Source organism: Nostoc sp. (genome assembly GCF_036919615.1).
Classification (GTDB): Bacteria; Cyanobacteriota; Cyanobacteriia; order Cyanobacteriales; family Nostocaceae; genus Nostoc.
Genome location: NZ_JBALCN010000045.1, coordinates 1 through 24382, shown reverse-complemented (window position 1 = coordinate 24382; position 24382 = coordinate 1). Strand labels below are relative to the sequence as shown.

Annotated in this window: 22 protein-coding genes and 1 pseudogene; 14 read left to right on the top strand and 9 right to left on the bottom strand. The window is 42.4% G+C overall.

All coding sequences use genetic code 11. From position 1 onward, the window contains the following. The first annotated feature begins 507 nt into the window (after positions 1 to 507). From V7K48_RS14570 to V7K48_RS14550, 5 genes are all read left to right on the top strand, one after another. On the top strand, positions 508 to 1266 hold the full coding sequence (locus V7K48_RS14570) for a sucrose-phosphate phosphatase (RefSeq protein WP_335073545.1): 759 nt from the start codon (positions 508 to 510) through the stop codon (positions 1264 to 1266). Continuing rightward, on the top strand, positions 1266 to 1898 hold the full coding sequence (gene ruvA, locus V7K48_RS14565; RefSeq protein WP_335073543.1) for a Holliday junction branch migration protein RuvA: 633 nt from the start codon (positions 1266 to 1268) through the stop codon (positions 1896 to 1898). The genes V7K48_RS14570 and ruvA overlap by 1 nt, the downstream gene beginning before the upstream one ends. 84 nt (positions 1899 to 1982) lie before the next feature. Further along, positions 1983 to 3191, top strand: coding sequence for an 8-amino-7-oxononanoate synthase (gene bioF / locus V7K48_RS14560; RefSeq protein ID WP_335073541.1), 1209 nt, complete (start codon positions 1983 to 1985; stop codon positions 3189 to 3191). A gap of 257 nt (positions 3192 to 3448) precedes the next feature. Beyond that, positions 3449 to 4165 carry a chromophore lyase CpcT/CpeT gene (locus V7K48_RS14555; RefSeq protein WP_335073539.1) on the top strand — a complete coding sequence of 239 codons (717 nt, stop codon included), beginning with the start codon at positions 3449 to 3451 and terminating at the stop codon, positions 4163 to 4165. A gap of 365 nt (positions 4166 to 4530) precedes the next feature. Further along, positions 4531 to 8790 carry a PAS domain S-box protein gene (locus tag V7K48_RS14550; protein ID WP_335073537.1) on the top strand — a complete coding sequence of 1420 codons (4260 nt, stop codon included), beginning with the start codon at positions 4531 to 4533 and terminating at the stop codon, positions 8788 to 8790. 100 nt (positions 8791 to 8890) lie between these two features. On the opposite strand, the gene V7K48_RS14545 is transcribed toward V7K48_RS14550, so the two are convergent. Together V7K48_RS14545 and V7K48_RS14540 are read right to left on the bottom strand one after the other, a co-directional pair. Continuing rightward, positions 8891 to 9499 (bottom strand): hypothetical protein, encoded by a 609-nt coding sequence (locus tag V7K48_RS14545; protein WP_335073535.1) that lies wholly within the window; start codon positions 9497 to 9499, stop codon positions 8891 to 8893. Positions 9500 to 9691: 192 nt separating this feature from the next. Beyond that, positions 9692 to 10279 (bottom strand): thylakoid membrane photosystem I accumulation factor, encoded by a 588-nt coding sequence (locus tag V7K48_RS14540; protein WP_335073533.1) that lies wholly within the window; start codon positions 10277 to 10279, stop codon positions 9692 to 9694. A gap of 352 nt (positions 10280 to 10631) precedes the next feature. On the opposite strand from V7K48_RS14540, the gene V7K48_RS14535 reads away from it, so the two are divergent. Then, the gene (locus tag V7K48_RS14535) at positions 10632 to 11969 is read left to right on the top strand and encodes a Mur ligase family protein (protein WP_335073529.1); all 1338 of its coding nucleotides are present in this window, start codon (positions 10632 to 10634) and stop codon (positions 11967 to 11969) included. Positions 11970 to 12285: 316 nt separating this feature from the next. Then, positions 12286 to 13104 carry a type 1 glutamine amidotransferase gene (locus V7K48_RS14530; RefSeq protein WP_335073547.1) on the top strand — a complete coding sequence of 273 codons (819 nt, stop codon included), beginning with the start codon at positions 12286 to 12288 and terminating at the stop codon, positions 13102 to 13104. Between the two features lie 98 nt (positions 13105 to 13202). Here V7K48_RS14530 and V7K48_RS14525 read toward each other — a convergent pair whose 3' ends face one another. After that, a complete protein-coding gene (locus V7K48_RS14525; protein ID WP_335073527.1) occupies positions 13203 to 13352 on the bottom strand; it encodes a hypothetical protein in 150 nt (49 codons plus the stop codon). Positions 13353 to 14060: 708 nt separating this feature from the next. On the opposite strand from V7K48_RS14525, the gene V7K48_RS14520 reads away from it, so the two are divergent. Continuing rightward, on the top strand, positions 14061 to 14762 hold the full coding sequence (locus V7K48_RS14520; protein ID WP_335073525.1) for a hypothetical protein: 702 nt from the start codon (positions 14061 to 14063) through the stop codon (positions 14760 to 14762). 8 nt (positions 14763 to 14770) lie between these two features. On the opposite strand, the gene cobO is transcribed toward V7K48_RS14520, so the two are convergent. Then, a complete protein-coding gene (gene cobO / locus V7K48_RS14515; protein WP_335073523.1) occupies positions 14771 to 15448 on the bottom strand; it encodes a cob(I)yrinic acid a,c-diamide adenosyltransferase in 678 nt (225 codons plus the stop codon). 315 nt (positions 15449 to 15763) lie between these two features. Here cobO and V7K48_RS14510 point away from each other — a divergent pair. Beyond that, positions 15764 to 15946: pseudogene (locus V7K48_RS14510) on the top strand (tyrosine-type recombinase/integrase); the annotation flags it as partial. A 196-nt stretch (positions 15947 to 16142) separates the two neighbouring features. Continuing rightward, entirely contained in the window at positions 16143 to 16718 is a 576-nt protein-coding gene (locus tag V7K48_RS14505) for a hypothetical protein (protein WP_335073521.1), read from the top strand. On the opposite strand, the gene V7K48_RS14500 is transcribed toward V7K48_RS14505, so the two are convergent. The 3 genes from V7K48_RS14500 to V7K48_RS14490 form a co-directional block, all read right to left on the bottom strand. Then, positions 16693 to 16857: a hypothetical protein gene (locus V7K48_RS14500; RefSeq protein WP_335073519.1), complete on the bottom strand. Its 165-nt coding sequence runs from the start codon at positions 16855 to 16857 to the stop codon at positions 16693 to 16695. The two genes, V7K48_RS14505 and V7K48_RS14500, sit on opposite strands and share 26 nt — an antisense overlap. Then, positions 16836 to 17288: a GFA family protein gene (locus V7K48_RS14495; RefSeq protein ID WP_335073517.1), complete on the bottom strand. Its 453-nt coding sequence runs from the start codon at positions 17286 to 17288 to the stop codon at positions 16836 to 16838. Before V7K48_RS14495 ends, V7K48_RS14500 begins: the two co-directional genes overlap by 22 nt. 114 nt (positions 17289 to 17402) lie before the next feature. Next, entirely contained in the window at positions 17403 to 18665 is a 1263-nt protein-coding gene (locus V7K48_RS14490; RefSeq protein ID WP_335073515.1) for a plasmid pRiA4b ORF-3 family protein, read from the bottom strand. Positions 18666 to 18998: 333 nt separating this feature from the next. Between V7K48_RS14490 and V7K48_RS14485 the strand changes: the two genes are divergently transcribed. Next, complete coding sequence (locus V7K48_RS14485; RefSeq protein ID WP_335073513.1) at positions 18999 to 19535, top strand: nucleotidyltransferase family protein; 537 nt, start codon at positions 18999 to 19001, stop codon at positions 19533 to 19535. Positions 19536 to 19734: 199 nt separating this feature from the next. On the opposite strand, the gene V7K48_RS14480 is transcribed toward V7K48_RS14485, so the two are convergent. Further along, complete coding sequence (locus V7K48_RS14480) at positions 19735 to 20154, bottom strand: (2Fe-2S) ferredoxin domain-containing protein (protein WP_335073512.1); 420 nt, start codon at positions 20152 to 20154, stop codon at positions 19735 to 19737. 85 nt (positions 20155 to 20239) lie between these two features. Next, on the bottom strand, positions 20240 to 20917 hold the full coding sequence (locus tag V7K48_RS14475) for a GntR family transcriptional regulator (protein ID WP_335073510.1): 678 nt from the start codon (positions 20915 to 20917) through the stop codon (positions 20240 to 20242). Between the two features lie 88 nt (positions 20918 to 21005). Here V7K48_RS14475 and V7K48_RS14470 point away from each other — a divergent pair, with 88 nt between their 5' ends. The 3 genes from V7K48_RS14470 (at position 21006) to V7K48_RS14460 (ending at position 24369) form a co-directional block, all read left to right on the top strand. Further along, positions 21006 to 22634, top strand: coding sequence for a 2-isopropylmalate synthase (locus V7K48_RS14470; RefSeq protein ID WP_335073508.1), 1629 nt, complete (start codon positions 21006 to 21008; stop codon positions 22632 to 22634). 251 nt (positions 22635 to 22885) lie between these two features. Next, entirely contained in the window at positions 22886 to 23725 is an 840-nt protein-coding gene (locus tag V7K48_RS14465) for a class I SAM-dependent methyltransferase (RefSeq protein WP_335073507.1), read from the top strand. A 254-nt stretch (positions 23726 to 23979) separates the two neighbouring features. Continuing rightward, positions 23980 to 24369 (top strand): KTSC domain-containing protein, encoded by a 390-nt coding sequence (locus V7K48_RS14460; RefSeq protein WP_335073505.1) that lies wholly within the window; start codon positions 23980 to 23982, stop codon positions 24367 to 24369. The last annotated feature ends 13 nt before the right edge of the window (positions 24370 to 24382 follow it).

Genomic DNA, 24382 nt, shown 5'->3' with positions numbered 1-24382 from the left:
CAAATGGGTTCGCCGAAATAACAAATGGGTTCGCCGAAATAACAAATGGGTTCGCCGAAATAACAAATGGGTTCGCCGAAATAACAAATGGGTTCCCCAAAATAACAAATGGGTTCGCTGAAATAACAAATGGGTTCCCCGAAATAACAAATGAGTTCTCCGAAATAACAAATGGGTTCCCCGAAATAACAAATAAGTAATGTTTAAGCATTTGCAGGAAATATATAAGCGATTGCTGCAAATGCTTCATACTTTGCAGCGAATACTCTTTTATTTATAAGTAATGCTTAAGTCATTGCAACAATTGTTGTAATTAAATTATAGTAGGCACAAAAAATTCAGTTCTATCCAAATAAAAGCCCATCCTGAAGCTTACAGGGTGAGCTTTTTTGTGTTTCACTGGACGCATTACAGCGCTAGGACTGAGCAGATCAAGTGAGGCGTTGCTAGATAAGTCCAAAAAGGACATAAACTTTTTGATGGTAAAGCGAAGCATAAGAGGTGGTTATGGCTAAATTTCTATTTGTAACTGACTTGGATGACACCCTTGTATATCGCACTGTGGGCGATGACAGCGCCTTACCAGAACTAAATCAACTGCTGAATCAACATCGCCAAGAATACGGTACAAAAATTGTTTATGCTACTGGGCGATCGCCTGTGCTTTACAAAGAACTCCAAGCTCAAAAAAATCTTTTGCAACCGGATGCTCTTGTTCTTTCTGTGGGTACTGAGATTTACTTTGATGGTACTGATACACCAGACTCAGGTTGGTCAGAAATCCTCTCTCCGGGATGGGAACGGGAAACAGTATTATCTATTACTAGAAAATATCCTGAGTTAGTTCTGCAACCAGATTCAGAACAGCGTCCCTTCAAAGTGAGTTTTTTCTTACAACAAGAGGCATCTGCAAGTGTGATACCACAACTTGAGGCGGAGTTGCAGAAAAATAAATTAAATGTAAAGTTAATCTACAGTAGCGGAATAGACCTTGACATTGTACCCCATAGCAGCGATAAAGGTCAGGCAATGCAGTTTTTGCGCCAAAAGTGGAAATTTGCAGCAGAACAAACAATTGTCTGTGGTGATTCAGGTAATGATATTGCTTTATTTGCTGTAGGCAACGAACGGGGAATCATTGTGGGGAATGCCCGCAAAGAGTTACTCCAATGGCACGATGAGTATCCCGCTGATCACCGCTACCTGGCTTCATGTTTTTGTGCAGGTGGAATTATCGAAGGATTAAAATATTTTGGTCTCTTGTAATGATTAGTTATCTAAAAGGTATAGTCGCTGGTATCCAAACAATTGGCGCTAATCGCGTGATCCTGACTCTGGAGGTGAATGGCTTGGGGTATGATTTGCAAGTTCCCCAACGGCTAGCAAACCAGTTACCAGAGTCGGGAGGAGTGACACAAATTTTTACGCATTTCCAAATTCGCGAAGAAGTGCCGTTACTATATGGCTTTGCTTCGCCATCCGAACGCGATTTATTTCGCCACTTGCTGACTGTCACTGGTATTGGTGCAGCCTTAGCGATCGCCCTCTTGGACACTCTGGAATTACCAGATTTAGTCCAAGCTATTATCGCTGGCAATACACAAATTTTAATTCAGGCTCCCGGTGTCGGTAAGAAAATCGCCGAACGCATCTGTTTGGAACTGAAAAGCAAGTTAGTCGAGTGGCGCAAGTCAGCCGGGTTCTTCGTTGCCACAGGTGGCCCAGCACCGGGAATTCTCGAAGAGGTACAAATGACCCTCTTCGCCTTGGGATATACTGCCCATGAGGTCAGTCACGCCTTACATGTGGTGAGTGAAAATATCGGCCTACCCAAAGACGCCTATGTAGAAGATTGGATTAAACAAGCGATCGCTCATCTCAGTAGCGAACAAGTTTAATCTTGTGCATTAATTTTGAATTTTGTTAGCGCAGCGTTAGCGAGTCCGCGAGCGTCATTTTGAATTTTGAATTGTTATCCCCCTATGCCCACTGACCCTTATGCTTGGCTAGAAAAGTCCTTAGCAACTATTCATCAGGCAGACTGGTATCGCTCAGTACAAACAATCCACGGTCGTCCGGGTGCAACGGTAGTTTTAGCTGGGCAAGAGGTAATTAATTTTGCCAGTAATGACTATTTGGGGCTAACTGGGGATGAGCGGTTGAAGGTAGCGGCAACTGCTGCGATCGCAGAATTTGGGACTGGTAGTACTGGTTCTAGATTACTCAGCGGGCATCGAGAATTGCACAGGGATTTAGAGGAGGCAATCGCATTTACCAAACAAACAGAAGCTGCTTTGGTATTTAGTTCCGGATATCTAGCTAATTTGGGTGCAATTACTGCCCTCGTTGGCAAGCGTGATTTAATTTTATCTGACCAATACAATCATTCCAGTCTGAAAAATGGGGCGATTCTCAGCGGTGCAGCAGTTGTGGAATATCCGCACTGTAATGTTGCAGTGCTAAAAACTCAGTTGAATTGGCAGCGACAAAACTACCGACGTTGTTTGATTCTTACTGATACTGTCTTCAGCATGGATGGCGATTTATGCCCGTTGCCAGCACTGTTGGATCTTGCTGATGAGTTTAGCTGTATGCTGCTAGTTGATGAAGCTCATGCCACAGGGGTACTAGGAAAAACTGGCGCTGGGTGTGTAGAACATTTTGGCTGTACAGGAAAGCAGTTAATTCAAGTTGGCACCTTGAGTAAAGCTTTGGGTAGTTTAGGCGGGTATGTGGCTGGAAGTAGCGCCTTAATTGACTTTTTGCAAAACCGTGCACCCACTTGGATTTACACCACTGGGCTTTCACCTGCTGATACAGCCGCAGCCTTAGCAGCAATCAAAATAGTCCAACAAGAACCGCAACGCCGTGCCCAATTGTGGCAAAATGTACATTACTTGAAAAATTTGCTGCAACAACAGTTACCTAATCTAAAATTATTGCCTTCGGAATCACCTATATTATGTTTTCAATTGCCCAGTGCGACAGATGCCCTCAAAGCTGGAAAACAGCTAAGAGATGCTGGCATTTTTGCCCCAGCAATTCGTCCTCCCACAGTGCCCACAAGTCGGATCAGAATATCTTTAATGGCAACTCATCAAGCAGCACATATTGAAAAATTGGTAGCAGTGCTGAAGGATGTCAATTCTAGTGGATTTTATGTGAATAGACCAAGTAGGGTTGGGGATTAATTGAAGATAGTCCTATTGATGTCAAACTAACTAACCGGGCATTACGTCACAGCAAAAGTAAGATAAAATATTTTGAAATTTTGGATGTTGGATTAATTTATGAATCCCGTCAAAGTATGTGCTCTGAGAGGATGTCTGAAAAGTTTTTTTGTATACACCTAACCCTTGGAGATCCCCCTAAATCCCCCTTTTTAAGGGGGACTTTGAGACTCTTATTCCCCCTTTTTTAAGGGGGGTTAGGGGGGATCAACAAATATTTGATACTTCTCAGACATCCTCTGACAGCTTTATTTTCAGCATTTACACTTGTCCAGACAACTCGCGCTACTGCTATTACTGCGCCACCACTTGAGACACAGGTCAAGCAAGTAGCACAGTGGTTTACTGGTTTGTTCGATAATTCCCAACAATTGGCAACTAACCCTTCTGTTCCATTTATTACTCTGTCAAGTTGTAGTGTGGAATTGACCAATGCTGACCCTGGAATTGGAACAAAGAATATTTATCTTGAACAAAAAAGTATTAATCGCTTCCGTCTTTATTCCTTTAGCCAAGAGAATTCAGCAGTCAATCTCAGCATTCGTGCTTTTGATCCAAACTATTCTGTTACTGGATTATGTAATCGACCAGAGTCGGAACATACTCTTGACTCTAGTAAAGTTTTGGCAACAAGCTGCAACTTGGAACTTTTGTGGGAACCCGCTGATTACATTGGGAATAACTCTCCTAATGGCTGTCCAACAAGTTCTGGTGGTAAGGTGATTTCTAGTGTAACTGTCTCCCAAAATAGCATTGACTCTTTAGACAAAATTTTTGGGGCTAATGGTAATTTGCTTTTCGCTACGCCGATTGAGTTTCGCCGAGTTGACTCTATTCCTGAACCCTCCTTCACGTTAGGAATACTAGCTTTAGGCGTTTGGGGTACAAGCAAAACAATTTTACGCAAATACAAACAGAAATCTCCAGTCAAGTAAGAGTCTATCTTTTATTGTGATTAATTTTACTTTACTCGCGATTTTTAGTCAGATTTGGTGTTTGAGATGGAACCAGAAGAGATATCGGATATTTAAAATTATCTTTATTTTGGCATTTGTTATAACCTTGGGTGACTACATTTCTTGAAATTGAGATTTATCAACAACAAACTGATGTTATGGATATAGAAGATTAATGATAAATTCTGGCTTTTAATACTATATTACTGAGTAATTAACCTCTAACAAAAGAAGTTTTTCTAGATAAATAAAAATCTATCTGGAGATAAGTTACTAAAATTTGCAAACTAGCTTAGGGTATGTACAGCCTTTGCAATAAGTATTGGTTGTTTCAAAACATTTTCATGCCCCATATTCATTCTTCCCAGTTACTGCGTTATGGCATCACTGTATTAATTGTTGCACTTGCATTAGTGCTAATGTTGGTGCTAGACCCCTGGTTAAGCATGAGTGGAACACCTTTTTTGCTGTTTTTTAGCGCTGTAACGGTGAGTGGTTGGTATGGTGGTTTGAAGTCAGGGCTGTTAGCAACTTCCTTGTCTGCGTTACTGAGCGATTACTTCTTTCTCCCCCCAGCTTATGAGTTGAGTCTTGACTTATCTAATTTGGTGCGAATTGGGTTGTTTGCATTCCAAGGATTGTTTTTTAGTATCTTATGTGAGGCATTAAAAACTGCTAAAACACGGGCTGATGGAAATCTCCAAAAGCTGAAAGTTAGTGAGGAGCGATTTCGATTAGCATTAAGTAGTTTAGATATCCTAGTCTTTCAGCAGGATCGCGATTTGCGATATCAATGGATTCATAATCCTCAAAGTCTAAACACTGCTGAGGAAATGTTAGGTAAGTCTGATGATGAATTATTTCCAGCTTTAGTCGCAGAGCAATTGAGGGCAATTAAGCTGAAGGTATTAGAGACTGGTGTTTCAACCCGTCAAGAGGTTGATTTGAGAACTTGTGGAGAAGGCAGCTGCTACGATTTGCTGGTTGAACCGCTAAGGGATGTAGACAATAGCATTCAGGGTATTACTTGTGCATCTGTGAATATTACAGAGCGTAAGCAGGCTGAAGAAAGACTTCGCTATATTGCCCAAATTAGTAGTGTCCTCTCTACTTCCCTAGATTATGAAGAAACTTTAGAACAAATCGCCAAAATCTCAGTTCCCCAGCTAGCTGATTGGTGTAGTGTTGAGATTTTGAATGAAGATGGTTCGATTCGCCGCCTACCGATTGCTCATGCAGACCCATCGAAAGCGGAGTGGGCGCGTAAACTTCAGCAGTATATACCAGATCCCAAGGGTGCGAATGCCATAGCTAGAGTATTGCAAACCAAGCAACCAGAATTAATCCCGGAGGTATCTGACTCCTTTTTAGTGGCGACTACTGAGAATGAAGAACACTTAAACATTGTTCGACAATTAGGGATTAAGTCCGCCATCATTGTGCCTTTAGTAGCACAAGGGCGAGTCCTCGGCTGCATCAAGTTTGTCACCGCTCAATCAGACCGTCGTTACGATCGCTCTGACTTAACTTTAGCAACAGATATTACCCATCGTGCTGCTTTAGCAATGGAAAATGCCCGACTTTATCGAGACATTCACCAGGCTTTAGTGCATTATGCCGAATCTCTATCTCTTCTAGATGGGCTCTTAGGAGCTGCTCCCGTTGCAGTATGCTTTTTGGATCGGGAACTACGATATATCCGAATTAATCAAGTTTTCGCTGACATTAACGGTTTGACCATAGAAGAACATCTAGGACGCAAATTTGGGGAAGTGTTGCCAAACATGGCGGCTGAGGAGGAGCTACATTTACAGCGTGTGTTGGATACTGGAGAACCCCTGCTGAATATAGAAATCAGCGGTGAGACAAGGGAACAACCTAGAAGGTACGGTTACTGGCTGGGCAACTATTACCCGGTAAACAACACAATCGGCGAAACAGTAGGAATTGGAATTATTCTGGCAGATGTAACAGCAGCAAAGCAAACAGAAGTTGCCTTGCGGGAAAGCGAAGAAAGGTTCCGGGCAATGTTCAACCAGGCAGCTGTGGGCATTAGTCTAATAGCATTGGATGGACAATTTCTGCAAATTAATCCTGCTTTGTGCAAAATTACTGGGTATAGGCACGAAGAGTTAATTCAAATGAACTTTCAGGAAATTACCCACCCTGACGACTTAGAAGTTGATTACGAGAATGCTCGGCGAGTTTTGGCAAAAGAAATTAGTGGTTATTCCCTAGAGAAGCGCTACATTCGCAAAGATGGTTCTATTGTTTGGATAAACCTAACTTCATCAGCAGTTTGGGATACTAAGGGACTTCCAAAGTATGCATTAGGGATTATAAAAGATATTAGCGAACGCAAACAAGTTGAAGCCACACAAAACTTTTTAGTCGAAGCCAGCATCTTATTAGCTGCCTCATTGGATTATGAAATCACCTTGAAAAATGTGGCTAATCTAGCAGTTCCGACGCTAGCTGACTGGTGTATTGTAGATGTTTTCCAGGAAGATTGGTCAAGTAAACAAATTGCGATCGCAATTGCCAATCCCACAAAACAAAATACTTTAGACGAAATCCAACGACATTATCCAGCCAAAACCGGAGAGAAACAGCTTTTATGGCAGCTACGGCTCGGAATATCTGTCTTTTATCCGGAATTTTCCGACTCTCATCTTATCCCGATCGCTCAAGATGACGAACATCTGCAATTGCTGCGAAGCCTGGGTATTCGTTCTCTAATGGTAATTCCACTTCGTTCCCGTGGGCAATTATTCGGAGCAATCTCTTTTTTTACAGCCGAGTCAGGTCGGCGCTACAAACAAACAGACTTGGCTTTAGCAGAGGATATTGCTCGTCGGGCAGCGACAGCTATCGACAACGCCAGACTCTACCAGGAAACTCAACAGGCAAAACAGGCAGCTGAACGGTCTGTCAATCGCACGGTACTTCTACAAAGAATAACTGCTGCCCTCTCGGAAGCCCTAACTCCCCAACAGGTGGCTAATGTAGTGGTAAACCAAGGTATTGCCGCTTTAGAAGCCACTGCTGGTTCTGTTGTCTTACTTACGCAGGGAGATACTACCCTGAAAGTTGTGCAAGCAAATGGCTATCCGCAATCACTCATAGATACCTGGGCAAATTTTCCGATCACTGCACCTAACCAAATAGCGGAAGCAGTTAGAACTAGGCAGCCGATTTTTTTAGAAAATTTAGCAGCCATGATTGCTAAATATCCGAACTTAGCAGATGCTGTGGCTCTTACAGGGAATAATGCCTGGGCTGCCATTCCCTTGATAGCAGAAGGCAAAGTAATTGGGGCACTAGGATTAAGCTTTGCCACTGGACAAATATTTAACGAAGAAGACCGGGGATTTCTATTGACAGTGGGACAACAGTGTGCTCAAGCGATCGCTCGTGCTCAACTTTACGAAGCCGAAAAGACTGCAAGGGCACAAGCCGAGACAGCCAACCGCATTAAGGATGAATTCCTCGCTGTCCTTTCCCATGAACTCAGAACTCCTCTGAATCCGATTTTAGGGTGGGCAAAGTTACTTAGAACCCGCAAGTTTGACGAAGCCGCGAGAATCCGGGCATTGGAAACAATCGAGCGCAACGCCAAGTTACAAACCCAACTGATTGGAGATTTACTTGATGTTTCGCGGATTTTACAAGGTAAGGTAAGGTTAAATCTCTATGCAGTAGATTTGAAAGTAGCGATCGCATCTGCACTAGAAACGGTGCGTTTAGCAGCAGAAGCCAAGTCAATTGAAATTCAAACGGTGCTGAGTCATGATATCGGCAAAGTTTTGGGCGATGGCGATCGCTTGCAACAAGTGATGTGGAATCTCCTCTCCAATGCCGTTAAATTTACACCTACAGAAGGACGAGTAGAAGTGCGTCTAGAGCAAGTTGGGTTAGATGCCCAAATCCAGGTGATTGATACAGGTAAGGGAATCATGCTGGAATTTTTGCCTTACGTATTTGACTACTTCCGACAAGCAGATGCTAAGACAACCAGGATATTTGGGGGACTGGGATTGGGACTGGCAATTGTGCGTCATCTAGTAGAACTTCACGGTGGTACAGTTCAGGCAGAGAGTCTAGGAGAAGGACAGGGGGCTACCTTTACAGTCAGACTACCTCTGCTCAAAAGTTCTGAGTTACGAGTTGAGAAGGCTGAGGTTTCTCAGCCAGAACTCAGTACTGACGACACATTACTTTCGGGAGTGCAAATCCTGCTTGTGGACGATCAAGCTGATGTGCGAGAGTTTTTTAGCTTTGCGCTGGAACAATATGGCGCAACCGTGACGACAGTTGAATCAGCAGCCGAAGCACTGGAAACACTAGCTCAATCAAAACCAGATATCCTGTTAAGCGATATTGGAATGCCTTTGATGGATGGCTATATGTTGCTGCGCGAGGTGAGAAAATTACCGCCAGAGCAAGGCGGACAAATTCCAGCGATCGCTTTGACTGCTTATGCTGGAGAAATTAACTACAACCAAGCAATGGCCGCAGGATTTCAAAAACACCTACCTAAACCTGTCGATCCAGTGGATTTAGCTACAGCGATCGTCAATCTCGTCAGGCATAATCAACCTTGAAGAGGGCATGAATAAATTTACTTGCTCTGAAACCCTTTTTGCAGGGCAATTGCAGTATCTTTCTCCCCTGCCCCTTGCCCCTGCTCCTCTACCTCTTCGATCAACCAATAGGGCGATTACCAGGATTGACTGCATGAATATATTCACTACCCGATCGCGGTCTTCCGCGTTTATAATAAGCTTCTTCTGGTTTACCCCATCCTAACTGCAAAATCATTTCCAAAAAGTTAGAATTTTCCCACTTGCACAAACTTGCCCATTCAGTTCTTTGAACAATTCTCTCTACATCAGATGTGACAATTTGTTGGTATTGTTTACTATTATTGAAACTCAAGTATAAATCCATCCCCATAGAGACTTTATACCAAAATTCTACGATAGAATTTTTAGCGGCTTTTAATATCTCTAAGTCACTGTTGAGGGCTATTAAGTCGGTGTCTACTTCAGGATAGTTCAAGTTTTTACCTTTGACTGTTACCTCCCGCCAGATAATACCTGAAACTTGATTTTCCCTTTGATAGTCGTGAATTGCAGTTTTGAAATCTTGATAGGCAGTGAACTGTCGCAGCCCATCATTTTTGAGAAACTGGTCAATTACAGGATTGCCAGAGACTGTTATTTCTAATTTTAGGCGTTTTCCCTTGAGGCAGGCTTGACGTTCATCTGCCAAAATTTGAATTAGCTCCTGAGTGGTGTAAACTTTTGACATCAGAATACACTTTAGTTAGTCATTGGTCACTGGTCATTGGTTATTAGTCATTAGTCATTTGTGACGGACTATAGACTATATAACTTTTTAATCTGTTAACACAGATATTTAAATATTATGCTTTGGCATCGGCAGTAAATGTAGTAACAAGCACTAAAAATTAGGGCAGACCAATTAGGTCTACCCCATAAGTTACTTAGCTAACTCACTACTGAATTCATTGAAGGCTCGCCGCTTTAGCTGTGCTGTTTCCGTGCGTGGTAATAAATTAAATATTTTGCGAAATTCATCGTCTATCTCTTCAAAAGGTACTTGACCCTTCTTATTCAAAACTACCTCACCTGATTTATTAAACACCACGACTTGAGGAACACCCCCAGAATAGTAATATCCTGGTTCTCTAGGGTCGTAGGTCTGTTTAGGCGGGATATTATCTACATTAATAGGCATAATCTCTACTACCCGACCATAGAATTCTTGTACCCGTGAAATGGAAATGGCATATCTTTTGGAATCGCTGCTGTCATCCACATAAAAGGCCAAAAATACGGGTTTATGTTCCGCTAAAGTCTGTGTGAGTGTCTGTCTGGGAGGAACCAATGAACCATTGCCAGCATAAACGACAAAGATGTTGCCATCATATAAATCATTATTGAGACCAGCATATGCAGGTTGGATACTTATAATGAAAAGACTTACAAGCAACAACAGGCATTTGGACAACCACCTTCGCCAGTCAGTAATTTGTTTATGTAAAAAAAGAAACTTTGTGCTATTCATCAAAAGAAACCTTGCAAGCTACTACTTGTCGTGAGTTTGTGCTGAATTCGGCAAACTGAGCTGGATATCTAAATTACGCCCGCGCACTATTTTTTAAGATAACGCTTACTGAGATTATCTCTTGTAAGTGACAAGTGGGGATGAGGAGTAGGAGGCAGGGGGCAGGGGGCAGATGGGTAGGGGGAGTAGTTCGAGGTTCTTAGGTGGATGAACGAGGTTTTAACTGCCCCCTGCCCCCCTGCATGTTGATTTTGAGGCTGGCTTTTTAAGTTAGGATTCGCTAAACTCACGCATATTAAATTTGCAATTAAATACTTTCAATTAGCAACCGCCAAAAGACTAAGGTACGGATGTGGGAAACAAAATACAATTCATAGATAGGCTGAGATTAGGTTTCGCGGTGTTAGTGGCAAAAAGTGTGACGTTTATTGTGCGATCGCTCCGTCTGGGTGCTGCTAGTGTATTACCAGGCTCGATTGCTCGTCGCATTGAACCCCGACTTTTACAATTATTGAGTCAGCAAGTTAAAAACGGGGTGATTCTAATTGCTGGTACTAACGGCAAAACCACTACAGCACTGCTTTTATGCACGATACTAGAACGCAAGGGTTATCGCATCGCTCATAATTCTACAGGTGCAAATCTGGAAAATGGCTTGATGAGTGCGCTGTTGGAAAGCACCAACTTACTAGGCACGCTAAATGTTGATTACGCCATTTTGGAAGTTGATGAAAATATTGTACCAAGAGTATTAACGCCACTCCAGCCGCGAATTATTCTCTGTTTAAATTTGTTTCGTGACCAACTCGATAGGTATGGCGAAGTAGACACAATTAGTAAGCGTTGGACAAAAGTTATTTCTACCCTACCAGTAGAAACGGTGGTAATTCCCAATGCTGATGACCCAACTTTATCTAATCTCGGTCAGCAGTTACCCCAACGGGTATTATTCTTTGGCTTGAATGAACCAGAACATTATTTGGAAGCTATTCCTCACGCTGTTGATTCTATCTATTGTCCCAGATGTGGACATTCCCTAGATTATAAGGGTGTTTATTTATCTCATTTGGGAGATTTTACTTGTCCCAAGTGTGGTTTTAGTAAAAGTAAACCGACTCTGGAAAGTAGTAAATGGTCACAAATTCTGGTTGGTTTGTACAACAAATATAATACTTTGGCAGCTGCGACTGCGGCTCTTGAGTTGGGAGTTGATGAACCGACAATTAGAGATACTATTAATAATTTTCAAGCTGCATTTGGTCGGGCTGAAGATTTAGTAATTAACGGTAAACGTGTGCGAATATTGTTATCAAAAAATCCTGTGGGAACGAATGAAACCATTCGCGTAGTCACTCAAAGCACAGATAAAACCACACTGCTGGTATTGAACGATCGCACACCCGATGGCACTGATGTATCCTGGATTTGGGACGTGGATACCGAGAAATTAGTCGAACGCGGAGGGACTTTAGTTGTGAGTGGCGATCGCGTCTATGATCTGGCACTACGTCTACGTTACAGCCAAAAGTCCCCTGAGAGTAACTTAAATTTAATTGTGGAAGAAGATTTGCGACAAGCGATCGCTACTGCATTAGAGCATACACCAGAGAATGAAACTTTGCATATTCTGCCCACCTACTCAGCGATGTTAGAAGTGCGAGAAGTTTTGACTGGTCGTAAAATTCTTTAAATTGGAGAGTTAGGAGTAGAGACGCGATTAATCGCGTCTGTTATTCAATTTTGGATTTTAGATTTTAGATAATAAATTTTTCCTTCAATCCCTTCTCCTGTCAGAGACGCTGCGCGAACGAGTGACGCTCCTACGTCGCTACCGCTGCGCTAACAGCAGTCACTCATGGGGAAACCCCCTTCTCTACGAGACGCTCCGCGAAGGCGCTAGCCTCTCACGAATGGGAGAAGACCGCGCTGGTTCACCAAAATCCAAGTTGCGCTGTCAGCGCACCAAAAGTGCGACTCAAAATCTAAAATTGACAGAGTTAGGAGTTATGAGTTTTCTAAAGTTGGAATTAACAATAGGTTGGCTTTACCCGACGTTGATGAGTACCTATGGCGATCGCGGTAATGTAATTACTATAGAACGTCGCGCTCAGTGGCGGGGATACGATGTTAAAGTGTTACCCCTGGATCAAAATGCCACAGCCGCAGATATTAAAACTGTAGATGTAATCGTTGGTGGTGGCGCACAAGACCGTCAGCAAGAAATTGTCATGCGTGATTTACAAGGTGCAAAAGCTGATGCGATGCGCGAGAAAATCGAAAATGGAACACCGGGAGTATTTACTTGTGGTTCACCCCAGTTACTGGGACATTATTATGAACCAGGCTTGGGACAGCGGATTGAAGGTTTGGGAATACTCGATTTAGTCTCTGTCCATCCTGGTGAAAATACTAAGCGCTGTATTGGTAACTTAGTAATTGAAGTGACAGCTTCACGTCTGGCGCAAGATTTAAAAGAGATGACGGGTAGCACACCGTATTTGGTAGGCTTTGAAAATCACGGTGGACGTACCAAACTGGGAAAAGTAGAAGCATTGGGGCGCGTGGTGTATGGTTTGGGAAATAATGGTGAAGATGGAACAGAAGGAGCATTTTATCAGAATGCGATCGCTACTTATTCCCACGGCCCTTTATTACCAAAAAATCCCTTTGTCGCCGATTGGTTAATTCAAACAGCGCTGCGGCTAAAGTATCAGCAGGAAATTACCTTAGAACCTTTTGACGATAGCCTCGCTGTACAAGCGCGAGAAGCGATGTTTAAGCGGTTGAAAGTAAGTTTACCAAGTGTTGCTGCGGCTAGGGTTTAAATTTTCCTGTTTTTCTCGTTCCCTGACTTTCACAGGGAACGCAATTCCCCGGTTTCACATGGGAAGAGGTGACAAACGCCCCAAACTCAGCCTTGAGTTTATGTTTCCTCGTTAAGGGTATTAGCAATCTCCAGCGACCAAATTCCTGGTACAAAAGCTTCAGAATCTGGCATCATTGCCAGTATGGCATTAGCATAATCATCGTTTTCATCCACCAAGCACCAGCTAATTGCTACAGAACAATCCAAAACAAACTGCGTTAAAATCTTCGCCCCTCTTCAACCATTTATGCGGATTGAGATTTTATCTAACGCTACTTCTGGCCGCAGTTGTTGCATTTTGGCAATTGCTTCTTGAATCGATTTTTTTGTCGTCGGCTTTCTCCACGCATTATATTGCAGTACAGTGTGATCGCATGGTGCAAAATCTGTTTTATCTAAGAGGATATCTGAAAAGTTTTTTTGTATACACCTAACCCTTGGAGATCCCCCTAAATCCCCCTTTTTAAGGGGGACTTTGAGACTCTTATTCCCCCTTTTTTAAGGGGGGTTAGGGGGGATCAACAAATATTTGATACTTCTCAGACATCCTCTAACGGCTGTACAACCACCACTTCTACAAGGGCTGAACTTGCTGAAAGACTGATGAAATCAGCATTTTTATCACCTGAAAAATCTCAAAGGCATGATGTCAAAAAATTGAATGTTAATTAAGAGGGTTTAATTTGTGATTAACCTCACTCAATGGCATGAATCTATTGAATGAAGAATAAAGACTCTAAGTGGTGGTAATCTAAGGTTGTTGAGCTAAATTAAATAAAAACTTCAGTTTTTGACAGTTTTCTTTTTTGGACAATAGTAATATAAGTTGTGAAGAAAGTCTTTGACAATTAAGACTTGGTGATGATTTAAGTAAATTATAAAGAACTTAGTTAATTTTTTAACAGGAGAAGTAGGGTGCTTAACAACCTTCATCAGTTATTATCTCCCCGTCAGTGGGGAATTTCCCTAGCGGGCTTAGGCTTACTTCTCGGTTTGGGCTTTATAGCCAAGCAAACTCAAGTAGTATCAGTTACAAATTCTTCATTCTCATCGGCTCAGATTCATCAAACCTCTGAAACCTCTCTTTTGTCACAGCTAAGAAGAGTTCAAGAGCAGAGAAGTCAACTTAATCGGATTTTTGGAGATAAAGGGCTTTTTGTCCATAAGGGCGGAAAAATAGAACCTGGAGCCACCGCATTGGTTCCAGGTTCTCAGGGAGCTACAAAAGACGCAGAAGTTTTACCAAAAGCGAATTTTCCGGAAAAAGATGGGGTTTATCTCTATGGTCAATCCCCAAAACCAAACCAGCTTGGTCAAGGTTACATCATATTTCAAAAGCAGCAGGCCAAGATAACGGGTGCATTGTATATGCCCCAATCGGAGTTTAATTGTTTTCAGGGTACACTCAACCCATCAGGTGAGTTGGCAATGACGGTTAATGGTTCATCAAATGAAGCCAGCTCTAATCAGTCAAATCAGGTAGCTACAAGCAGTAGACTCCCTAAGGTCGGTGAAGATGAGTCAAGCAGTTATGCTTACTCAGTGGCTCTGCAAGACTTTCATCGGGTAAATTCCATCACTGCTAGCGATCGCCGCACGTTGCAAATGTGCAAGTAATCTTCAAGTTAATACTCAATTCCTGGTTGCGCCTTAACACCTTGATCGCGGAAAGGGTGCTTAACTAGGGTCATTTCGGTTACAAGGTCAGCACGCTCAATTAAAGCAGCCGGTGCACCTCTACCTGTGAGAATAACGTGTTTATTAGCTGGTTTTTGCGCCAAACCCGCTAAAACCTCCTCTACTTCTAAATAAGACATTTTGAGAGCGATATTGATTTCATCTAACAACACCAGATGAAAGTCTGGGTTGCGGATGTATTCTAATGATTTTTCCCACGCGGCGCTAGCTTTGTCGAGATCGCGATCGCGGTCTTGAGTTTCCCAGGTAAAGCCTTCGCCCATTGCGTGAAATTCTATCTGGTCTTCCCAATAGCTGAAAACCCTTTTTTCTGAAGGTTCCCAGCTACCTTTGATGAATTGGACGATCGCTACTTTATACCCATGACCGAGCGATCGTAACACCATCCCCAAAGCCGCAGTGGTTTTACCCTTACCATTACCAGTATTTACAATAATTAACCCTTTATCTGTTACAGCTTCTGCTATGCGCTTGTCTTGCACTTCTTTGCGTCGCTGCATCTTTTTGCGGTACTGTTCATCAGTCAGAGATGAAGACATTACCTGATCAATCAACCGCCCAATCTCTTGGTCTTGGTTCAATTCTTTTGGTGTGTCGTTTGTCATCAAGCTTGTCTAGAAATAACTGTTAAAAGTGTTGAGAATGAACCAAAATTGTCTTACTTATCCAATTTAACTTGAATCACTTGATTGAAAATGCCCAGGAAGTTTTTATGTGAAATATTAATAGTGTGTTAGCTTGATTAACATAATTTATAGACAAGTAGGGGAATTCATATAATATCTAAAATAAACTTATAATTTGAGTTTACTATTACTGTTTTAAATAATTTAATATGTTCATTAAAGCACTTTACCAGTAACTTTTGTGATTCTCTGGTTTGGTAGAGTCATGAATTAGACTAAGCAGTTCATAAAGCTAATATTCAGAAAAAGGTGGGTTGTCATACGTTTCGTCACAGTTTTGCCACCCATTTATTACAAAACGGCTACGACATTCGCACAGTGCAGGAATTACTGGGACATAAGGATGTAAAAACGACAATGATTTACACCCATGTTCTGAATCAGGGCGGTAAGGCTGTGCATAGTCTCCTTGATTAGAATTACTGGCATATATTTTGCATGAATTTTGAACACCTAAAATGGTACAAAGTTAACACCCTACTTGGCTACCGTGTATACACAAGTCGAATTACCCCCTTAATCCCCCCGATATATTGGGGGGAAATAAGAAATCTTGTAATCCCCCTTGACAAGGGGAGAGTTAAGGTGGGGTAAAACTGACGAGAAAAATCAGGTGAGTAAGCTATTTCAGACTTGTGTATACACCGTATACCAAGAGAGGACTACAGGGGGGTTAAAACGATCTCAAATTCTCACGAATGATTTAGGACTGCTATATAAGCAACAGATACCTCGAAGTCGTGTTGAAGTACTTAAAAGTCGTGTTGAAGTACTTGAAAGTCGTGTTGAAGTACTTGAAAGTCGTGTTGAAGTACTTGAAAGTCGTGTTGAGGTACTTGAAAGTCGTGTTGAAGTACTTGAAAGTCGTGTTGAGGTACTTAAAAGTCGTGTTGAGGTACTTGAAAGTCGTGTTGAGGTACTTGAAAGTCGTGTTGAGGTACTTAAAAGTCGTGTTGAAGTACTTGAAAGTCGTGTTGAAGTACTTGAAAGTCGTGTTGAAGTACTTCAAACTTTGTCGCACCGCGAGCGAGTATACAAGTGCGTAGGCGTAGCCCGCACTTCTCTACAAGACGCTGCGCAAACGGCAAGCTCAGTGACCACCGTAGGCATTGCTTTCATAAATCTTCACAAACAAAGCGATGGCTTGACTTTTAAAACAGTCGTTACAACATCAGGCGATCGCACTTGACAATCAAGACAGTCGCTACATAAAAGTTGAGCTTTAGGCTTAACTGAACTGTATTGTCACCTATATTATTTGGCTTAACTCTCAAGAGTGTGATGTCTGATGTCGGGAGTTGTGCGTTTAGGGATGCTGTTGTTTCCATTTTTCCCATAAAGGCTGCACATCCTCTGGTTGCCTATCATAGTTGAGCAATTGGTCTGAAATTATTACCCATGACTGGGCACTGGATGTCCAAATGTTACCCACTGGGCGTAACCAACTTGTATCATCTAATGTTCCAGCTTTGACGTTGATAGTATTTGGGTTGTAAGTCCGTTCATGGAACAATCGTGTTCCGCAGTCGCCACAGAAAAGGTTATTTACTTCATGTCCGCTATCACTTTTCCGAGTCCAAGCTTTCGGTTTTCCCTGAAGAATCACAACAGCATCTCGTGCTACGGTGAGAGACATTCCAAAGGCACTAGAGGATTGTTTCTGACACTCCTGGCAATGGCATAGATAAAGGGTTAACGGTTCGGCATGAATTTCATAACGAATTTGTCCACATTGACAACCTCCAGTATATGGAATCACAGGTTTTCTCTCCTGACAATTTGTGTTGCTTTATCATCCTAACTAGAAATGGGGAAGATGAGGAAGCAGGGAATATGGAGACATTTTCATTGTCCACGTCTCTCTAAATTTCCCTCATTCTTCATCTAATTCATCATCTTCACTCCAATACTGTTGAGGTGCATTTCCGTGAACTTCTAAAATTTTGGCTTTTTTGATTTTGTTATCAGGTGGATTAATTGCTTCTAATTGCACATCAAATTTCCAGTTGTCACCAAAATCATAAAGATAGGTCATTTTAGCACCCGGTTCTAAAGACAAGTCACCAATCTGCACCTGGTCTGCAAATGGGGGTGTTTCCATGTAGGGATGACTGATTTTGATTATCCGACCAAAACGGTCTTTATAACTAAACTCATATAAATGGTCGTAATCAAAATCAAAAGCATCGAGAATTGTCTCTGCTAGCCAGCTTAATGGTTTTTTCGCTGGGATGGCAATGCGTCTCCAAGCTTTAGAAATAGAGACTTTAAAAATATAAATCCCATCATTAAAGCTTTGCTTGGGAACAAATAGATTATGCTCCCATTCTGTAAAGAATGGTTGAAAATGTGACTGCAATTTTCCAAAATTCACATTGATGTCATCCTGCAATTCTCCTCTTATCCCCAGCGGAAATAGTAATTGCAACAGAGCATCACCAAAGGGCAAGCGTTGTAAACTAGTAATCCGCCACCCCTTACCTTCTTGTGCTTTTCCTTGTTTGATAGATAAGAATCCAAATAACTCTAACAAGGCAATATTATGCAGACCGGGGTAATAACTAATATCGTGTTGGTCATCATATTTGGAAAATTTTAAACCTTTATCTGGGACGCGGGCCCAAAGTTGAATGCATCTAAATAAATTTCCGAATGAGTCTTGATGCTCACCCAAAATTTCGTTATTTCCCCAAATAAACCAGGCTTCTAATAAATTGAAATAGCGTTCTGTTGGGTTGAGATTTGACCATGATTCTAAGGTAGCCGCATCTAATACTAAAATTTGCTTCTTCCCTTGGGATCTAATTTGGGCTATCCCAGAACTGCGTAATAACAGATACAGTCCATTAATGTAGGGGTATGATTTCTGTACGGGGCGTTTAAGTTTAATTTCAATTGGGCGACTTAACTGAGAATTAAGTTCTGATAGTACTTTCAGGGGTAGAAGGTTATTAACACTACTAACTTCCACCCCATTTGGTTGCAAGAAATCTATCAGGGTTTGAAAGTCACGCCCAATCGTACCGGGTTGATTTTGATCAATACTGAGTTCTTGTAGAAGTTGTTGTTGTGACTCTGTTAAAGAAGGCAGTTCAGGATTGAGTGTGCGTTCTAGTCGCGCAAATAAATCTTCCATAAATAAAAATTCTAAATTCTAAATTCACAATTTCACCTTCTGTAAAACCTTGTTCTCTTTATACTATGACTTCAGCAGTTACCCTAAAAAATATCCACCCGCTAAATGTCACCGCCGGACTATCAACACCGTAAGCTTAATCAAATATGAATAGACCTCTTGCAAAAATCCTTGAATCACCCCTCCCCAACCCTCCCCGTATGTGTTGGGGAGGGGGCAAGATTTCAAATTTCCCCCCTTTATAAGGGGGGATTAAGGGGGATCTATTCGACTTATGCAAGAGGTCTAATGATAATATTTTCACCTTCTACTTGACAATCCCAGGAATTTGATATGAATAGTAACACTCGTTTACAGATGATTTTAGCTGATACACCTATTGATCCAGTATTAAGAGCGATCGCTCAACTAAATCTACCGAACTGGTGGTTAGCCGGAGGTGCAGTCCGCAACACCGTTTGGCATTCAATTTTTGGTGATAATTGTGGGTTAGGAATTAAAGATTTTGATATTGCATTCTTTGATATACAGGGGAACCGTTCTCAAGAATTAGCAGCAAAAGCGACTCTCACAGAACAATTTCCTCATGAGGAGTTTGATGTAAAAAATCAAGCCAGTTTTGCTCGTTGGCGTCTTGGTAGCAGACCCTACACTAGTACAGAGGATGGGATCACACATTGGCTACATACCGCTACTGCTGTGGGAGTTCGACTAGATACACAAGGCCAATGGCAATTTTTTACTCCCTACGGGTTAGATGACTTGTTTGCTGGCATTATTCGACCGACGCCAACACATACTCATAACTTAGATGCCCACAATAAGGCGTCAGGGTTTTTAGAAAAGTGTCCTTATCTGCGGTTGGCGTAAAAGTTACAGTCGGATTTTAGCTACTACTCACTTTAAAAATGAGTGTCAAATTCAACTATTTATCCCTTTTTCCTTTGCATAAGTTTGTAGCTTTTTTAAACGCAGAGGGACGCAAAGTAAAGCGCAGAGTGATGCAAAGTTTGAGTGCTAGATCCTCTATTCAATAGATTATCAACTAAGCGTTAGCAATCCTTTGAAGTTACTTTTTATTCTGTTTGATGCGTGAGTAAAGAAGTTCGCGATCGCTCTGGGGATTTACAATTAAGCATGGACTATTACCGTTACTTCCATTACTTACAAGAACGACAGTAATGCCCATCCGTGGACAAACTCCTAAACAACTGGTGCTAACAACCCGAAATTCACCCCATAATCCCTCAAACTTTAAACGAGATTTCAACCAATTCTCTAAGTCTTCGGAAGCCGTTGAGCCTGATTGCTCGTTTGCACATTGTGAACACACAAGCACCAAACCAGACTCCCATCGGGGAGAAACACTCGGAATAGAAGTGTCTAAGGGGCGAGAATTTATTAAGGGCGATGGTTGCTGAGAATTAGATGTAAACTTCTTGAGGATACGTTGGAGCAATGTCTTAATACGCTGGATCAGTTTTTTCATGGACGACCCTACCTATTTGTTTGAACAGGATAATCTAAATTTCTCGTTTAGTCTGTTCTGGTAGATCATCTAGTTCCAGCAAGAATCAGTGCTTCTGAGCTTTTTGCTGCAAGTATATAATTAGCTGTTCTCCTGCGGTGTCAATGTGTCGTTTCAGTAACCTGACAGCTGCTTTTGTATCCCGTTGGCGACAAGCATCTAAAAGTTGATAGTGTTCTTTTTGAGAACATTCCTGGTAATCCATATGCACCATTTGCACACGCACATAGCGATCGCAATTAATGTGTAAAGTTTTAATCATTGCTAGCAATCGGGGACGTTCAGCAGTGGCGTACAGCGTCGCATGAAATTCCCAGTTGAGTTTTGCCAACACACCTGCATCAGTTGTCTGATCTGTCGCTTCCAGAATCACAGCAGCTTTTTCTATATCTGTTTCCCTGAACTTGGGTATTGCCAATTGCATCGCTTTTACTTCCAAGGCGCTACGAATCTCACAGATTTCTTGCACCTCTTGTGCTGTCAACACTGATACGATCGCACCCCGATTTAGATGCAGTGTCACCAATCCTTCTGCTTCTAGCTGCTTGAGCGCTTCACGCACGGGAATACGACTAACGCCAAACTGAGTGGCGATTTCATCCTGTCTCAGGGATTGTCCTTCCTGAAATATGCCGCACAGAATCGCTTCCCGCAAAGCATCGGCAATTAAATCTGGGGTACTGCGTTGTTGCAGCACATTCGCTGCCAAGTCATTTAAGTTCATATTTTATATTGTATACAAAATCCCAAAATTGTATACAATATCCCAAGTAGGATTTTTAAATATCCCCTCAATACCACGGGAGACAGTTATGAGCATCGCATCTCAACCAGACCAAGTTATCATCTTCGACACCACACTCCGGGATGGCGAACAATCACCGGGCGCAACCCTGAATGTAGAAGAAAAGCTGGCGATCGCTCATCAACTGGCTCTCCTTGGTGTCGATGTGATTGAAGCCGGTTTTGCGGTTGCTAGTCCAGGAGATTTTCAAGCTGTTAAAACCATCGCCGAACAAGTTGGAATACCCGGCGGGCCAATCATTTGCAGTTTAGCCAGAGCCATTCGCCAGGATATTCACGCCGCCGCTGAAGCCTTGAAGGGAGCGGCTTGTCCCCGAATCCACACGATGATTTCTACCTCTGATATTCACCTGAAATATCAGTTGAAAAAATCTCGCCGCGAAGTATTAGCGATCGCAGCAGAAATGGTTGCCTACGCCAAGTCGTTTGTAGACGATGTAGAATTTTCACCAATGGATGCTAGCCGCACTCAGCCAGAGTTTCTTTATCAAGTTTTGTCAAGAGCGATCGCAGCAGGTGCAACTACAATTAATATTCCCGATACCGTTGGCTACTGCACACCTAAAGAAATCGGAACTCTGATTCAGGGAATTCGAGAACATGTTCCTAATATCGATGGGGTGATTCTTTCCATTCACACCCAAAATGATTTGGGTTTGGCGACAGCTAACGCTTTGGCAGCAATTGAATATGGCGTGCGTCAGGTGGAGTGTACAATCAATGGCATTGGGGAACGAGCTGGAAATGCCGCATTGGAAGAAATTGTGATGGCGTTGCAGGTTCGCAAACCATTTTTCAACCCTTATTTTGGTCGTCCGGTTGATGCCGATGCACCCTTGACTAATATTAAGACTCAGGAGATTTACAAAACCTCATCCTTGGTTTCCCAATTAACTGGAATGCTGATTCAGCCCAATAAAGCGATCGTGGGAGCAAACGCTTTCGCCCATGAGTCTGGTATTCACCAAGATGGGATCATCAAGCACCGCCAAACTTATGAAATTATGGAAGCTGCGGCGATCGGTTTGCCAGAAAATCGTATTGTTTTGGGCAAGCACTCTGGACGAAATGCTTTCCGTACCAGGCTCAAGGAATTGGGGTTTGAACTGAATGAAGCAGACTTGAATAAAGCCTTCAATCGATTCAAAGAAGTCGCCGATAAGAAAAAAGAAATCTCAGATTGGGATTTAGAGGCGATCGTTCGAGATGAAACGCAGATTCAAGTAGAAAGTGGCTTCCAAATCGAACACGTCCAGGTAATCTGTGGTGACTGCACTTGCCCAACTGCAACCATTACAATTGTCACTCCTGAAGGCAAAATCTTTACAGATGCGAGTGTAGGCGCTGGCCCAGTGGATGCGGTGTATCAAGCAATCAATCAATTGGTGCAAATTCCCAATCAACTAATTGAGTTTTCCGTCCAATCTGTGACTGAAGGAATTGATGCACTCGGAACCGTCACTGTTCGTTTGAAGCATCAGGAGCGGATATTCTCTGGGCAAGCATCTGATACTGATATCGTGGTAGCGGCAGCTTACGCTCATATAAACGCCCTGAATCGTCTCTATCGTTACTTGCAAATGCAAACTGACAGATCGCATTTGCATCAGGTAGATTCGGCTGTTGTATCTGGGTAGGTCAAGAAAGTAGCGCTCGCTTTTGCATTGCTGAATACAGCTATGAATCGTTGATGTAGAGACGTAAAATTTTACGTTTCTACACAGTGAAACTGTTCAATGTCCAGCGTAGGCGTAGCCCACTGTAGGCATCGCTCAAAATCGGTTTGAATAAAGGTCTATTGTGAAATGTTCTTTACCTCTTTGAATACTAAATTAGTTTTCTAGCATTATGTAAATGTAAGACAAAAAACACTGTGTGGAAGATAATTATGAATCAACAACTTGATCTAAATGAATACAAGCAACAGATTGCGGATTTATACAGTTGCAGAGGTCAAACTTATGATGAGGGCGATTGGCATCCTCGAATTGCTCATCGTCTGGTTGAACATGCACAAATTAGCCAAGGGCAGCATGTTTTAGACATTGCAACTGGGACAGGTATGGTGGCGATTAAAGCAGCACAGCTTGTCGGTTTTGCAGGTCGAGTTGTTGGAGTGGACATTTCAACTGGAATGCTTGAACAGGCAAAACGCAAGATTGAGGCGTTGGGGCTGAATAATCTTGAGCTTGTACTCGCGGATGCTGAAAAACTGAACTTTCCAGGCAACAGTTTTGATGTTGTCCTATGTTCCTCAGCCCTGATTTGGATGGCTGACGTTCCTGCTGCATTATGCCTTTGGCATCAATTGCTCAAACCTGGTGGGCTAATTGGCTTTCACGCATTCGCAGACACCGCTTTTGTGGGAGGGGTAACTATGCAAAAAGTTGCCCAAAAGTATGGCGTTTCACTCGCATTCAGTAGACCGACAGGCACTATTGAAAAGTGCCATGACCTACTAAAAACAGCAGGCTTTGAGGCGATTGAAATTAAGTCTGAGCAAGACGGTAGTTATATTAGCCTACAACAGGCAAAGCGGATGTGGTCTGGAGGTTCTCATCCAGCACCCGGACAATTTCCAAATCCCATGAAGCAACTCTCATCTGGGCAACTGGAGAAACTTAAGACGGAATTTGAAGCAGAATTGGCAGTAATAGTAACGCAAGAAGGCATTTGGAACGATATCACAACTTTTTATACCTTTGGTCGCAAGCCAATAAGTAGGTAAACATAATTAATTACACAATGTCATTGCAAGCGGAGCATTCGCGTAGCTTGCTTCTCCGTAGGAGTACGCCCCGCTACGCCCCGCTACGCTAACGTACCGCAATGCTTTCGTGTCTCTACACACCTAATATTCTCGCTTGGTGAAAAAAACTTGACAGCGAAGTGCTTTTATAGTATTTTTGTACTATAAAAGCACTTAAGTGTTGCATAAAACTTTAACACTCCCGACTACGCCAACAGGACAGCACAAAATAAATGAAGCTATCTAAGGTAGACTTGAGCAGTTTAGTAGCGATCGCTCACTCTGATGGATATTTGCAGTTGTTACTCGACCAAAGCGACGAACTGGAGTTTTTGAAAATTCCCGCGCCGATACAAGCTTATGAAGGATTGCGAGAACTGAACGAGGTTATCGCCGAAACGACTGCACTACCCTTTGAAGAAGAACCAATTATCATGCTACCAGTTATCTCCTCAATGGCTATGGCTGTAGGCTACGATCGCGGCGAACACATTTTGCAAGTTGAGTTTCAAAGTGGGGCTGTTTATCAGTACTTAGGCGTAGATCTGACTTTTCACGGGATGTGGAAAAGGGGATTGGTTCGCGATAGCTCATCGCGAACCAATCCTTTGGACTTAAGATGATTTGCGTCCTTTA